The organism is Paenibacillus barengoltzii G22, from assembly GCF_000403375.2.
In the GTDB taxonomy this organism is placed as follows: Bacteria; Bacillota; Bacilli; order Paenibacillales; family Paenibacillaceae; genus Fontibacillus; species Fontibacillus barengoltzii.
Genome location: NZ_KE159654.1, coordinates 355,604 through 368,109 on the forward strand (window position 1 = coordinate 355,604; position 12,506 = coordinate 368,109).

Here is a 12,506-nt window from a genome sequence, read left to right on the forward strand (position 1 = left end):
CTTCGCTTGCTATACTCCAAACTGTAAGCGCATTCATTTCGAGTATAGGGGGAATCGACTTTGAAGAAGGTAACGGCCATTTTACTTGCTTTGGTGATGGTTTTCGCCCTTGCTGCTTGCGCCAACGGCGGAAACGGCAGCAGCAGCGGATCGGGCAACAGCGAGAAAGGAACGATTGGCATTGCGATGCCGACGAAATCGTCCGAACGCTGGGTGAACGACGGGAACAATATGGTCAAGGAGTTTAAGGCTCTTGGCTATGGCACGGACCTGCAATACGGAGAAGACGTCATCGAAAACCAGGTGTCACAAATCGAAAACATGATCACGAAAGGCGTAAAAGTCCTTGTCATTGCGGCGATTGACGGCGGCTCCTTAACTGACGTGCTGCAAAAAGCCCACGATCAAGGCATACAAGTCGTCGCCTACGACCGCTTGATCATGAACAGCGAGTACGTCGACTACTACGCCACCTTCGATAACTTCAAGGTGGGTGTGCAACAAGCCTCCTACATCGAGGAAAAGCTGGGTCTTAAGGAAGGCAAAGGCCCGTTCAATATCGAGCTGTTCGGGGGCTCTCCGGACGACAACAATGCCTACTTCTTCTATGACGGTGCCATGTCCGTGCTGCAGCCGTACATCGATTCCGGCAAGCTCGTCGTACGCAGCGGTCAAACCAAGATGGAGCAAATCGCCACGCTGCGTTGGGATGGCGCAACCGCCCAGGCCCGCATGGATAACTTGCTGAGCGCTCACTATACCACGGAAAATATCGACGCCGTGCTCTCTCCTTATGACGGAATCAGTATCGGTATCCTGTCCTCGCTCAAAGGTGTCGGCTACGGCTCCGGAAGCAAACCGATGCCGATCGTAACCGGCCAGGATGCTGAGCTGGCATCGGTCAAATCGATCCTTGCTGGAGAGCAAACCCAAACCGTCTTTAAGGATACCCGCGAGCTGGCGAAAAAAGCAGTCTCTATGGTTCAAAGCATTCTGGAAGGTACAGAAGCCGAAGTCAACGACACGAAGACCTATGATAACGGCGTGAAGGTTGTTCCTTCTTACCTGCTCGAACCGGTCTCGGTCGACAAGGAGAATGTGGAAAAAGCGCTCGTCGACACCGGCTATTACTCCAAGGAAGATCTGGGACTCTAAACATCATTAACTTGTGGTGACCGGCATAGCGGCGGACGCGGATTCGGGCGGCCGTCGCTATGCACGTACCGTGAGTGAAAGGCCAGGTGACGCATGTGAGCAATACAATTTTGGAAATGCGGGGCATTACGAAGACGTTCCCGGGGGTCAAGGCGCTCAGCAATGTCAACCTCAAGGTCAGATCCGGAGAAATCCACGCCCTGTGCGGGGAGAACGGGGCTGGTAAATCGACATTGATGAAGGTGCTGAGCGGGGTTTATCCGCATGGCTCTTATGAAGGCGAGATCTTATTCGAGGGCAAGGTCTGCGAATTCAAAGATATTAAAGAAAGCGAGCAGCTGGGGATCGTCATCATCCATCAGGAGCTGGCGCTGATCCCTTATCTCTCCATCGCGGAGAACATTTTTCTTGGGAATGAACAGAGCAAGCACGGATTGATCGACTGGAACGAAACAACGGTCAAAACCAAAGCGTTGCTGAAGCGGGTCGGCTTAAACGAATCCCCGGCCACGCGCGTTTTGGAGCTGGGTGTCGGCAAGCAGCAGCTGGTGGAAATCGCCAAAGCCTTATCAAAACAGGTCAAACTGTTAATTTTGGACGAACCCACAGCCGCATTGAACGAAAATGACAGCGAAAACCTGCTGGAGTTGATCCTCGAGCTGAAGAAACAAGGCATCACCTCCATCATCATTTCGCACAAATTAAACGAAATCAGTAAAGTTGCCGATTCGATCACCATTCTCCGGGATGGCCGGACGATTCAGACCTTGGAGATGAAAGCCGATCAGGTGACCGAAGATCTCATCATCAAGGGCATGGTTGGCCGCGATCTCACCCACCGCTATCCGGAGCGGGTTCCCCGGATCGGTGAAGTGATCTTTGAAGTCCGGGGTTGGGAGGTCACCCATCCGCAGCAAGAGGATCGTAAAGTACTCGACGATATCAATCTCAATATCCGCCGCGGAGAGATCGTTGGGATCGCCGGCTTGATGGGTGCTGGCCGAACCGAACTGGCGATGAGCTTATTCGGCCGATCCTATGGACGACACATTAAAGGTCAGCTGTTCCTCCACGGCAAAGAGGTCCGATTTTACGACATCAGTCAAGCGATTAAGCATGGAGTCGCTTATGTCACCGAAGACCGCAAACAATACGGTTTAATTTTGATCGACGATATTAAACGCAACATCTCGCTGGCTTCGTTAAAGAAGTTGTCCCGCCGCGGCGTGATCAATGAACGGGAGGAAGTGCTGGTCGCGGAGGAATATCGGAGCAAGCTGAACATTAAAACACCCAGCATTTTGCAACAAACGGTCAACCTGAGCGGCGGCAATCAGCAGAAAGTCGTCCTCAGCAAGTGGATCTTCGCACAACCGGAAATCTTGATTCTCGATGAGCCAACGCGCGGCATTGATGTCGGAGCCAAATATGAAATTTATTCGATCGTCAATCAACTGGCGGACGAGGGCAAGGGCATTTTGTTCATCTCCTCAGAGCTTCCGGAGATTCTCGGGATGTGCGACCGCATCTACGTCATGAGCGAGGGCCGGATCACCGGAGAAGTGCTGCGCGAGGACGCCACCCAGGAAGTGTTGATGAAATCCATGACTCGAGGCAGGGGGTAGACCGATGCAAGCAGTTAGCGAACTTTTCAGAAAAAACATACGTCAATACGGCATGATTATCGCCTTGATCTTCATCACCATCTTGTTTCAAATTTTAACGGGCGGCATCCTGCTTAAGCCGCTGAACATTACGAATCTGATCTTGCAAAACAGCTACATTTTGGTGCTGGCCATCGGGATGGTGCTGGTGATCATCACTGGACATATCGATTTGTCCGTCGGCTCCATCGCCGCCTTTATCGGAGCTTTGGCCGCGATCATGTTGGTAGATCTTCAGTTACCTACATTCCTGACCATTATTATTTCACTGGTAATCGGCGGGTTGATCGGCGCTTGGCAAGGATTTTGGGTCGCTTATGTGAAAATCCCCGCTTTTATCGTCACGTTAGCCGGGATGCTGCTGTTCCGGGGCTTGACGATGATCGTGCTGGGCGGCCAGTCGATTGCGCCATTCCCGAAATCGTTCCAACGGATTAGTTCCGGCTTCATTCCCGACTGGTTTGGCGGCGGCAGCCTGCATATTCTGACGATTCTGCTTGGTCTGGTGCTCTCCCTTCTCCTCATTTGGCAGGAATGGAAAGAGCGGCGGACCCAGCTCAAATATCAGTTTGAGGTCGCGCCGATTTGGGTGTTCGTCACGAAGCTCGTCCTGCTCGTTGCTATCATTAACATCTTTACTTTTGTGCTCGCCACTTACAACGGGCTGCCGAACATCCTGATCATCCTGTTCTTCCTGATCGTCATCTATTCGTTTGTGATGAATCGAATGGTGGCCGGCCGCCATATCTACGCGCTTGGAGGCAATGAGAAGGCCGCCAAACTGTCTGGTGTCAAAACCAAAAAGGTAACGTTCTGGGTCTTTGTCAACATGGGCGCTCTGGCCGCACTATCAGGTCTGATCTTCGCCGCCCGCCTCAATTCGGCAACGCCAAAAGCCGGGACGAACTTTGAACTCGACGCGATCGCAGCCTGCTTTATTGGCGGTGCTTCGGCCTCCGGCGGCATCGGAACCGTCATCGGCGCCATCATTGGCGGCCTGGTGATGGGCGTGATGAACAATGGCATGTCGCTGATCGGGCTTGGGGTCGATTGGCAGCAAGGCATCAAAGGGCTGGTCCTGCTGCTCGCCGTCGCCTTCGATATTTACAATAAGTCGAAGACGAGTTAATCCTGAGACCTTGATTTTCGGAACCTCCGCTATCGATTTAGCGGGGTTTTTTTTTTGATAGCTGGCTGGAGCAAGAGTATAATGAAGACAGGATGAACTACCTATTTTTTCCATAAAGCAGGTGATTCCCTTGTCTAGCTCCCATCTGACCAAGAAGGCGCTCGCCGCCTCGTTAAAGCAACGGATGAGTTCAGTCCCCTTAAACAAAATCACCGTCAAACAGCTTGTGGACGACTGCGGATTAAACCGGCAAACGTTCTATTACCATTTCCAGGATATTTACGAGCTGCTCGGCTGGATTTACCAGACCGAAGCGGTAGATGCCATTGCCGGGAAGCGCAGTTATCGGACCTGGACCCAAGGCTTCTTAAAAATCTTCAAATATATCGAAGACAACCGGGCTTTTTGCTTGAACACGCTAAATTCGCTGGCTCGCAGCCATCTGGATGCTTACCTGTATAACGTCACGAACAACCTGGTTATGGGTGTAGTACAAGAAGTATCCGCAGGGATGCAAGTGGATGCGGAGGATCAACGGTTTTTGGCCAACTTTTACACGCTGGCATTTACCGGGCTGGTCATCGGATGGATGCGGGACGGGATGAGGGAACGCCCGGAGGCCATTATCGAAAAGCTCAGTGAATTGGTAGAGGGTCATTTCGAGCAGGCGCTGCAGCGGTATGAACACAAAGCCAAGCGATCGCCCGTTTCACAGAAGTGAGAATAGCAGACTTTTGGCGGCGCGAATTCAGGCTTTTTCCGTCGGAATCCTAGACACTCCTTGGGGAGTGTCGCTTTTTTATACAGTCGCCCTTCATTGTGGATTTCGCTCGCCTCCAAGACGGATTACATTAGGATTGTTCCATTCATCACATTCTTTGGAGGCGAAAGTTATGTCTGCAGATCGTCACACTCATCACGTTTATTTTGTTGGCGGAGGGATCGCTTCCCTGGCGGGGGCTGCGTTCCTGATTCGGGACTGTGATTTTCCCGGTCAGAATATTCATGTGTTGGAGGAAATGAAGGTGCTAGGCGGCAGTAACGACGGTGCCGGAGACAGTGAACGCGGATATGTGATCCGCGGCGGCCGGATGCTGAATGATGAGACTTATGAAAATACATGGGATTTGCTGCGCTCCATCCCTTCGATAGACCACCCGGGACTTTCGGTGCGGGATGAGATCATCGCTTTCGATACCGCCCACCAGACGCATTCCAACGCTCGGTTAGTCAACCGGGACGGCCAGGTTGTGGACGTGACCTCTATGGGCTTTGATATGACGGACCGGATGGCCATGGTTAAGCTGATTATGGCCCCTGAAGAGAGCCTGGGCACTGCGCGGATCAATGACTGGTTTGGCCCGCATTTTTTCAAGACAAATTTCTGGTACATGTGGGCAACCACCTTTGCCTTCCAGCCTTGGCACAGCGCTGTGGAGTTTAAAAGATACATGCTTCGGTTTATGCATGAATTCCCGCGAATCCATACGCTGGAAGGAGTCACCCGTACACCTTATAACCAATACGATTCCCTCATTCTCCCGCTGCAAAAGTATTTGGAGAAGCACGGCGTAGACTTTTCGCTGAAATGCACCGTTACGGATCTGGACTTCCGCGAAGGCGATGAGATCACCGTGACGCGGATACACTATCTGAAAGACGGCGAGCCGCAAGTCCTCGATTTGGGCGAAGACGATCTGGTGATCGTCACCAACGGCTCGATGACGGAGGGCTACAGCCTAGGCTCTATGAGCACAGCGCCGAAGCTGAACGGCAAGGGCAGCTCTTGGCAGTTATGGGAGCGGATAGCCGCCAAGAAACCGGGCCTTGGACGTCCTTCCGTCTTCGCCGACCATATCGAAGAGTCCAAATGGGAGTCGTTTACGGTGACTTGTCAGGACTCGCGTTTTTTTGACCGGATGGAAGCTTTCTCCCGCAACAAGGCGGGCACCGGCGCACTGGTTACCTTCAAGGATTCGAGCTGGTTCATGTCCATCGTGCTGGCCCATCAGCCGCATTTCCGCAATCAACCGGAGCATGTGAAGGTCTTCTGGGGGTACGGATTATTCCCGGATCGAGCCGGCGATTACGTGCCTAAGAAAATGTCCGAGTGTACCGGAGAGGAAATTTTAACCGAGTTGCTGCACCATCTCCACTTCGAACAGGATATGGAGGCCATCATCTCCACCGCCAACTGTATTCCATGTATGATGCCTTTCATCACCTCGCAGTTCATGCCTAGAGCAATCGGCGATCGGCCAAAGGTCATCCCGGACGGCTCCATCAACTTAGCGTTTATCGGTCAATTCTGCGAAATCCCGGACGATGTCGTTTTCACCGAAGAATATTCCGTCCGTGCCGCCCGCATGGCGGTATATGGCCTGTTAGGCTTGAACAAGCCGATTGCGCCGATCAATCAGTACCAGTACGATGTGCGTACGCTGTTGCAGAGCTTGGTCACCTCCTTCCGGTGAGCCCCAAGCAAAGCGGAGTGACAATTGCCAAAGTGACCCATTTCGGATAAACTAGGCATAACCAAAACCTAAATGTAAGCGAAGTGAAGCACACTTGCGCATTTGCCATCTTGGCGCGCGTGGTGTGCTTTTTTTGCGTTCGGAAAGGGAGTGTGATCCGTCTGTGGTAACCGAATTATCCTTGATTCAACAAGTCGGCGAGGAATCACAAAGCGGCAACTACGGGAAGAAAAATATCCCTCATGACGAAGCTTTTAAAAAGCTGTTGCATACGTTTTTCGCGGAATTTATCGCATTGTTTTTCCCTGAACTTGAATCGCAGCTGGACTTCAGCCAAACCCGTTTCCTCATGCAAGAGCAGCTTGTAGATGTGGTAGGAGAAGAAGCGCGTACGCTCGATCTCCTGCTGGAAACCAAATATATCGGTACGGATGCCTTCATCCTCATCCATCTGGAGCCTCAATCGTATCGACAGGCCGACTTCCACGAGCGGATGTTTATCTACTTCAGCCGGCTCTTTGAACGGCATCGGAAGGAACATCAACTCATCATCCCTATCGCCATCTTTACGTCCGCGGAAAGTAAAAACGAGCGAAATTCCTTAAGCATGTCGATTCTGGGAGAGGATATCCTCCAATTTCGGTTTTTGAAAGTCGAGCTCATTAACCAACCCTGGCGCAGATTCGTAGATTCTAACAACCCTGTGGCTGCTGCATTACTAGCCAAAATGGGCTACAATAAAGGGGAGGAACGGGAGCTCCGTCTGGCTTATCTGCGCATGCTGCTGCAGCTTAGCCAAAGACTGGATCAAGCCCGTCTAGCGCTAGTCATGTCGATCGCCGATTTATATTTCGAGCCGGATCCCCGGCAGGATGAAGAAATGCTTCGGGAGCTGGCGAAGCAATATGCAAAGGAGAGTGAAGTGATCATGGAATTAATGCCTGCATGGATGCGTCAAGGTTATGAGAAAGGGTTGGAAGAAGGCCTGGAGAAAGGAATTGAGAAAGGAATTGAGAAAGGGATCGAACAGGGCACCCTCATCGAACGCCGACAAATCGCGCGCAGGTTGTTATCCAAGGGCTTCACTCTGGATGAAATTGCGGATATGACCCAATTGTCTATTGAGGAAATTAAAAAGATTATGAATTAAGGAATTAGCCAACGGACAAAGAAAAGAAACCGCATCTACGCGATCGGCTTCCTTCTTCGGTAATTGGAATATATGACTTGGCTATATTTATTTAACAAGCGGTCAAGAACAACCGACTGATGGAGAACCCGTGCATGGCGCATTCCGTATCTCTGTGCGAGCCGATTTAATTCTTGTCTTTCCAATTCGATCCGAAATCTGATTTTTTCAGAACTGTTCATCTCGATCACCCTAGGAACATATTAGAAGAGGTTGCCAAATATTGCATAATGAGACCTAATGCAAGAAACAAAAAAAATTCCATTTTTTGAAATGGAACGGCCTGGCATGTTCCTCACTCTGTCTCTGTATACGCTATACAATAAAAATAGGGTCAGTCCCAAGGACTGATCCCTACTTTTTTTGAATGGTTCAAGACGAAATATATTATCCCCAATAACCGTGTGCCAATGTTGCAATTAAACCAGCACCACTAGCTAAACCTACCAAACTAAGCATTTTCATAGCCGAAACCGTAGAGAACATTTTCTTTTTCATTTTCCCACACCTTTCTACATAGTTCTTCAAAATTTTTATATTGCTCATCTGTAACAAACTTGCGATTCAGTTCAAACAAAGTCATGCAATTTACGATCAAAGATTTGTTATTCAAAGAAATTGCCATCTTCAAGCTATACAGTAAACTCCTTATACCTTCTTCATAATCCCCTTTCCTCAGATTATAAATTGCGTAATTCTGGAAAAAAACGGAACAGCGATTCATACTTACTACCGATTCTGAAAACCACTTATCTTTTCCAATCAACCTATATTTTTCAATTTCTTCGGAAAAGCGATCAAGAATATCATCAATGAAAAACTGGTGGCGATTGGCTGATTCTACTAATGTTATCAGGCCTTCAACAAGTTCATCGGGTTCTTCTTCCAAAAATTGAACATACTTAGGAATTTTGGATCGATCCCCAGCTTTAATATCCAAGCAAAGATAATTGGCTTGTGCAAACATTTTAAATTGTTCTATAACGGCAGTTTGGTTTTCATCATCGGCATCAAACCAACTTAAATTCGCATATTCTGCAATCCATTTCTTTGATTCCTCAAACATTCCTCTATATTCATAAGAGCCAGCTTTAAGAAGATAGCCCCTACCATAATAATAAACAAGAGGACGGAGCGGCTTAAAATCACTATATTTCCATACTTTTTTTTCATACAATGCTTTAGCTAATTGGCAAAGTTCATCTGCGTAAACTTCGGCTTCAGACCAATTAAACTTAAGCGAATAAACTTCGACCAACATTAGTAATCCATCGAGCGCATACACTTCCGGCAATCGATGTCTGTAGGGTAAAAATTGCATTGCAGTCTTAAAACCCTTGTCACTATCCATGCGATGAATTTTAAACAACCTGTAGTAACTCATCGCCAAACGTTCGGAGTGGCTAGATCGCTCACTTTCGATAACGCTTTCATAGAGTATAACCGCAGCCTCTTTCCAACCTTGTTCATACATCATTTCGGCTGTATCGAAAATGCCCGCGATTTGTTTCAAATCCTCTAACAAACGGTTTAGAACCTGTTTAATGCAGTCATGCTTCTGCAACTCGGCGCATCTCAGCAGGAACGGCCGCAGCCTCCTCCAATGAGGAGATGAAGAAGTAAAGCATTCATCTGCATATAATTCGTAAAAGTGTCCCTCAGGCAACCCCATCGCAGCCGTAATTCGATCCAACTGACCGATGGCAATCGGCCGGTTCCCGTTAATAATTCCGCTTAACGTTCCGACGTTCACCCCGGCGGATTCCGAGAAACGGTGCAGGGTTGTCCCTTCGCTCTTGATGTAATCTTCCAGTTCTGCGCGAATCGTGGTTGTAGATATCAAAAAATTATCACCCCCAATTCCGCGACCTTCCGCGAGCCGATTGATTCTCGGCTAACAGAGGAACCAAACGACATCCAATGACATCAAGCAACACCATATACTACTAAACTTCCAATATATGTTTACATAATAATCCTAAATTTGACAATCGTCAATATGAAAAAAGACCGATTAGCAAACTTTTTGTCTGCTTATCGGTCTTTATGAAGTTTCTTAGATTTCCAGCTCAGCCGCAGCCGCATTGGCTTCTACTTGTGCCGGGTTCTTGCAGCCCGGAATCACCGTGCTGACAATCGGATTCTTCAAGCACCAGGCCAAGGCCCACTGCGCCATGTCCACGCCCTCCGGCACTTCTTGCCGCCGAATCTCTTCCACTTCCTCCAGCTTGCGCCGAGTGCTTTCCGGATCATGACGATGGCGTACATCGGTTTCGCTGAACACTGCCCCCGGTTTGTACTTGCCGCTCAGATAACCGCTCGCCAGCGGTACTCTTGCAAGCACACCTAATTGCTGGCGTTCGCAGGATGGGAATACCCGATTCTCCGGCACGCGGTCGAGCCGGTTATAAACCACCTGAATCGCCTCTACCCCTACCTTCGTTGAAGCTTCGGTCTGATGCAGATTGTCGTTGCTGCCGATCGATGTGCCCAGGTGGAGGATTTTCCCCGCTTGCTTTTGCTTATCAAGCAGCGTCCAAAGTTCATCATTGTCAAACGCCGCATCTGGACCGGAATGAAACTGGTACAAATCGATATAGTCCGTCTTCAGCGCTTTCAGCGAGGCATCCAGCTGTTCCAGCACGGCCGCAGCATCAAAGCGATCCGTCCGTGTAAACCGCTCATGAAATTGATGACCAAATTTCGTGGCGATCAGCCAATCCTCCCGGTTGCGCCGGCTGAGATAATCCCCGATAAACGATTCGGACAGATGGTCGCCGTAACATTCCGCCGTATCGATCAGATTAATGCCCAATTCCCGGCCCCGATCCAAGATCGCATCCACTTCCGCTTGCGTGTAGTTTAAACCCCATTCCCCGCCAAATTGCCAAGTTCCGATGCCAATCACCGAAACGTTCAGACCCGTTTTCCCTAATATGCGATATTTCATGTTCAAGAATCCCTCCGATTCGTCGCTACTTCAAATAAAAAATCTCGCGCATCGGCACGATCGGCTGCGGTTCATTAAAGTCAAATGACCCTTCCACCATGCCTGATGTAATCGCGTTCCACCGCTGGCAAACCTCGCTGGCTGCAATATACTTGAACGCCGCATCCGGATCATCACATTCAAAGCAGTAGAAGAACTGATTTCCCTGCTGAAAAATCGAATAATTCCGAATCCCCGCTTTGCGATGCTCCTCCAGCACCTCGGGCCAAGGGTTCAAATGCATCTCCACATAGGCCTCCAGTTGATCTTCCTTCACCCGCCAGGTCCAGGCAAACTTCCGGCTTGAACTCATTTCCATGATCATCCCTCCCATGAAATTGTCATCCCATTTGACACCTGAGACGGCATCCTTACTTGAAGAAACGTCGAATCAGCTTCAGCTTGCCCGCCGTATAAGGCGGATAGATGAAGCTCAAGTTCACCCGCGTGGACTTCTTCAGCACACTTTTTCGATGAGAGAAGGTTTCATAGCTGTAACGGCCGTGGTAGGCTCCCATCCCCGAAGATCCGACTCCGCCAAAAGGCAAATACGGGCTCACCAGATGCATGACCGTATCATTCACGCACCCGCCGCCAAATGAAACGGACTCCATTACCTTCCGTTCCGTGGCGGCATTGCTCGTAAACAAGTACAGCGCCAGCGGCTTAGGCCGCTCACCAATCTTCCGGAGCGCCGCATCCAGGTCTCGATACTCCAGCACCGGCAAAATCGGTCCAAAAATCTCTTCCTGCATCACGGGGTCCTCCCAGTTGACGCGCTCCATGATCGTCGGCCCTAAATACAGATCCTCACGATCGCCATCCCCGCCAACCACCACTTTAGACGGTTCGAGCAAACCCATCAGCCGGCTCCACTGCCGCTCATTCACAATCCGCCCGTAGTCAGGGCTTCGCCTTGGATCCTCACCATAGAAGACCTTGATCTGCGCCTTCATTTTGGTGATCAGTTCATCTCGCACCGACTCGTGAACGAGCACATAGTCTGGAGCCACACAGGTCTGGCCTGTATTTAGGAATTTCCCCCAGACGATACGCTGTGCTGCCAGATCGAGGTTCGCCTCTTGATCCACAATGCAAGGGCTCTTCCCGCCAAGCTCCAGAACAACGGGCACCAGATGCTCCGCCGCCGCAGCCATAACGATCTTGCCAACCCGAATACTTCCCGTGAAAAAAATAAAATCCAACGGGGCATGAATCAGCGCAGACGTCACCTCCGGCCCTCCCTCGATGACTCGAATGTAATCGGGTTCGAAATATTCGCCAAGCATCTCGGCGATCACCCTAGAGACATGAGGAGTAAACTCGGAAGGCTTCACGATTGCGGCGTTCCCCGCAGAGATCGCTCCGATCAACGGGTCGATCACCAGCATAAACGGATAGTTAAACGGGCCGATGATCAGGGCCGAGCCATAAGGCTCCCGGTAAATGTAGCTGCTGGAGCCGATATGGGTGAGCGGAGTGCGAACCCGCTCCGGCTTGGCCCAACGCTTCAGATGCTTCATCACGTAGCGGATACTATCGTAAGCATAACCCACTTCCGTGCTGTAGCCTTCGAATTCAGGCTTGCGCAAATCTCGCTGCAGCGCTTCCAATATTCGCGTTTCGAAACGTTGAATCGCGGTCTTCAGGCGTTCAAGCTGACGCAGTCTGAAGTCCACCGGTCGCGTCGCACCAGATTGGACGAAATGCTGCTGGGCGCGAACGACCTCCGCAATGGAGCGATCTAGGGATTGCGTAGGTTGCAGTTCAGTTGGAGTTTGGGTAGCATGTTCAGTTTGGCTCAAGGCGGTCCCCTCTTTTTCCCGAGTAAATCATCTTCATTCTGTCTGACCCTTCTATTGTAACCCGAAATGGGGGAGCTGGACATCTATGGACATTAAGCTTC

Annotated in this window: 11 protein-coding genes; 6 read left to right on the plus strand and 5 right to left on the minus strand. The window is 50.2% G+C overall.

Annotated features, from left to right (window positions below; genetic code table 11):
* Positions 1 to 96: 96 nt before the first annotated feature.
* From chvE to C812_RS16520, 6 genes are all read left to right on the plus strand, one after another.
* Positions 97 to 1,155 (plus strand): multiple monosaccharide ABC transporter substrate-binding protein, encoded by a 1,059-nt coding sequence (chvE, locus tag C812_RS16495; protein ID WP_208855768.1) that lies wholly within the window; start codon positions 97 to 99, stop codon positions 1,153 to 1,155.
* A 95-nt stretch (positions 1,156 to 1,250) separates the two neighbouring features.
* On the plus strand, positions 1,251 to 2,780 hold the full coding sequence (gene mmsA / locus C812_RS16500; RefSeq protein WP_016313791.1) for a multiple monosaccharide ABC transporter ATP-binding protein: 1,530 nt from the start codon (positions 1,251 to 1,253) through the stop codon (positions 2,778 to 2,780).
* Positions 2,781 to 2,784: 4 nt separating this feature from the next.
* Positions 2,785 to 3,948, plus strand: a complete 1,164-nt coding sequence (gene mmsB / locus C812_RS16505; protein WP_016313792.1) for a multiple monosaccharide ABC transporter permease — start codon at positions 2,785 to 2,787, stop codon at positions 3,946 to 3,948.
* Between the two features lie 121 nt (positions 3,949 to 4,069).
* Positions 4,070 to 4,669 carry a TetR-like C-terminal domain-containing protein gene (locus C812_RS16510; RefSeq protein WP_244268343.1) on the plus strand — a complete coding sequence of 200 codons (600 nt, stop codon included), beginning with the start codon at positions 4,070 to 4,072 and terminating at the stop codon, positions 4,667 to 4,669.
* A gap of 172 nt (positions 4,670 to 4,841) precedes the next feature.
* Positions 4,842 to 6,422, plus strand: a complete 1,581-nt coding sequence (locus tag C812_RS16515) for an oleate hydratase (RefSeq protein ID WP_016313794.1) — start codon at positions 4,842 to 4,844, stop codon at positions 6,420 to 6,422.
* Between the two features lie 163 nt (positions 6,423 to 6,585).
* Entirely contained in the window at positions 6,586 to 7,572 is a 987-nt protein-coding gene (locus tag C812_RS16520; RefSeq protein ID WP_016313795.1) for an Rpn family recombination-promoting nuclease/putative transposase, read from the plus strand.
* Positions 7,573 to 7,607: 35 nt separating this feature from the next.
* On the opposite strand, the gene C812_RS22965 is transcribed toward C812_RS16520, so the two are convergent.
* The 5 genes from C812_RS22965 to C812_RS16540 form a co-directional block, all read right to left on the minus strand.
* The gene (locus C812_RS22965) at positions 7,608 to 7,793 is read right to left on the minus strand and encodes an aspartyl-phosphate phosphatase Spo0E family protein (RefSeq protein ID WP_084628780.1); all 186 of its coding nucleotides are present in this window, start codon (positions 7,791 to 7,793) and stop codon (positions 7,608 to 7,610) included.
* Between the two features lie 269 nt (positions 7,794 to 8,062).
* Positions 8,063 to 9,454: a helix-turn-helix transcriptional regulator gene (locus C812_RS16525; RefSeq protein WP_016313796.1), complete on the minus strand. Its 1,392-nt coding sequence runs from the start codon at positions 9,452 to 9,454 to the stop codon at positions 8,063 to 8,065.
* A 213-nt stretch (positions 9,455 to 9,667) separates the two neighbouring features.
* Entirely contained in the window at positions 9,668 to 10,561 is an 894-nt protein-coding gene (locus C812_RS16530) for an aldo/keto reductase (protein ID WP_016313797.1), read from the minus strand.
* A 25-nt stretch (positions 10,562 to 10,586) separates the two neighbouring features.
* Positions 10,587 to 10,919 (minus strand): L-rhamnose mutarotase, encoded by a 333-nt coding sequence (locus C812_RS16535; protein ID WP_009223859.1) that lies wholly within the window; start codon positions 10,917 to 10,919, stop codon positions 10,587 to 10,589.
* A 52-nt stretch (positions 10,920 to 10,971) separates the two neighbouring features.
* Positions 10,972 to 12,405 (minus strand): aldehyde dehydrogenase, encoded by a 1,434-nt coding sequence (locus C812_RS16540; RefSeq protein ID WP_016313798.1) that lies wholly within the window; start codon positions 12,403 to 12,405, stop codon positions 10,972 to 10,974.
* Positions 12,406 to 12,506: the final 101 nt, after the last annotated feature.

Bases quoted from the DNA above. Each gene is read 5' to 3' on its own strand.
- chvE (WP_208855768.1), top strand. From the start codon at position 97: ATGGTTTTCGCCCTTGCTGCTTGCGCCAACGGCGGAAACGGCAGCAGC.
- mmsB (WP_016313792.1), top strand. From the start codon at position 2,785: ATGCAAGCAGTTAGCGAACTTTTCAGAAAAAACATACGTCAATACGGC.
- C812_RS16515 (WP_016313794.1), top strand. From the start codon at position 4,842: ATGTCTGCAGATCGTCACACTCATCACGTTTATTTTGTTGGCGGAGGG.
- C812_RS22965 (WP_084628780.1), bottom strand. From the start codon at position 7,793: ATGAACAGTTCTGAAAAAATCAGATTTCGGATCGAATTGGAAAGACAA.
- C812_RS16530 (WP_016313797.1), bottom strand. From the start codon at position 10,561: ATGAAATATCGCATATTAGGGAAAACGGGTCTGAACGTTTCGGTGATT.
- C812_RS16535 (WP_009223859.1), bottom strand. From the start codon at position 10,919: ATGGAAATGAGTTCAAGCCGGAAGTTTGCCTGGACCTGGCGGGTGAAG.